The organism is Paracoccus sp. JM45 (genome assembly GCF_003590715.1).
In the GTDB taxonomy this organism is placed as follows: domain Bacteria; phylum Pseudomonadota; class Alphaproteobacteria; order Rhodobacterales; family Rhodobacteraceae; genus Paracoccus.
In genome coordinates this window covers 1-1,532 of the sequence record NZ_QQVY01000055.1, presented here as the reverse complement: position 1 = coordinate 1,532, position 1,532 = coordinate 1, and the positions used below count along the sequence as shown (strand labels likewise).

1 protein-coding gene and 1 pseudogene are annotated in these 1,532 nt (G+C 49.5%); both read left to right on the top strand.

Annotated features, from left to right (window positions below):
* A pseudogene (locus DWB67_RS17630) lies at positions 1-345 on the top strand (IS5/IS1182 family transposase); the annotation flags it as partial.
* Positions 346-942: 597 nt separating this feature from the next.
* Positions 943-1,368 carry a DUF6789 family protein gene (locus tag DWB67_RS17625; RefSeq protein WP_119808839.1) on the top strand — a complete coding sequence of 142 codons (426 nt, stop codon included), beginning with the start codon at positions 943-945 and terminating at the stop codon, positions 1,366-1,368.
* Positions 1,369-1,532 lie beyond the last annotated feature (164 nt).

The window sequence follows — 1,532 nt, the reverse complement described above, 5'->3', positions numbered from 1 at the left end:
GCCTATGACACCCGCCGCTGCCATACCGCCATCATCGACTGTCATGCTACTGCGATCATCCTGATCCGAAAGAATGGTCGGCCGTGGAAAGAAGACTGCCCGGCGGCAAACGCTCGCAACGAAATCCTTCGCGCCACCCGTCACTATGGCAGGGCGTTCTGGAAGCGGAGGACCGGATATTACGCCCGAAGCCGCATCGGAGCAAAGATGCGGTGCCTGAAAGCATTCAGCGAACGTATCGCAGCAAGAGACCCGGACCGCCAGACCACAGAAATCCAGATACGCATCGCCCTCATGAACCGCTTCTCGGCCCTCGGAACGGCAACAATTGTCCGCGTCGCATGACATTGTGGGGGAAAGGGGGCATCACGCCTCAAAGCACCGTTCTGCAACAATGCCGGCTGAATCATACCAGAGACATGAAATAAATGGGTTTGTAATTGAGTGTAAATGGTTCCGGTATCAGGCGGGAATCCTGCGGTCAGTTGGTTCTCAAGACCGATTGGCAATAGAACGAACCTACGGCGTCAAAATTGCCTTAACGCCAGTCATATAGCATCTTGTGGGTCCAGTACTTCAACAACATTGAACGTTTTTAAGTGTCTAATAAGTCGTTTTGTTAATGAACACGCGCGCTAGCATGGCGAATGTAACAAACCACGCTCTCCATTCGTATGGACCTTCATAGAATAATTATCAGGGCATCCAATTTTCGCCCTCACAATCAATGGAGAATAAGATCATGTAGCTAGCCTGATGACTTTAACTTGGAACATGCTTCGCAAAGAACAATCAGGATCGTTGGTATTTTCGAGCCAGGTTTTGTGAATCCAGACAGCACTTGAGTGGTTGTAAACCATTGAAACACGCTGACTGATGAAAAGCATCCGGCCGTGTTCTGAATCTAGTAAGCAACCTATAACTTTTTAAAGGATAAAACCGATGACCAATCTTAAAAGCGGCTTTCTAGCCGGCTTCGCTGCAACCCTTGTCCTGTCGGTTCTGATGGTTCTTAAAGGTATGATGGGTGTTATGCCCGAACTTGATGTGGCCGCGATGCTTGGCAAAATGATGGGAGCATCGACAGCTATCGGCTGGGTTGCCCATTTTGCACTTGGCACCCTAATTTGGGGCGGTGCGTTCGCTGTGTTTTATAATGCGATCCCTGGTGGAAGCGCTGTTGTAAAAGGCGTTGTTTTTGGCATCGCAGCTTGGGCAGGCATGATGGTTTTTGTTATGCCAATGGCCGGCGCAGGTCTTTTTGGCATGGGTTTCGGCATGATGGCTCCGGTTATGACTTTAGTGCTGCACATCATTTTTGGTGTTGTTCTTGGTAAGGTTTACCAAGCCTCCATTGCAAAAGCATAAAGCGTATGAAGAGCCTGTGGACTTTCTTCGTTCCGGCAATTTTATACGGCTTTTGCTAGGGCCCGTGGACATTCATCTTGAAGCAATCAGGGCTGCGGCGAGGTTCCAATTGGCGGTGTAGCTGCAATCGGTCTTGTCATAGCGTGTTGCTATACCTCGGAATT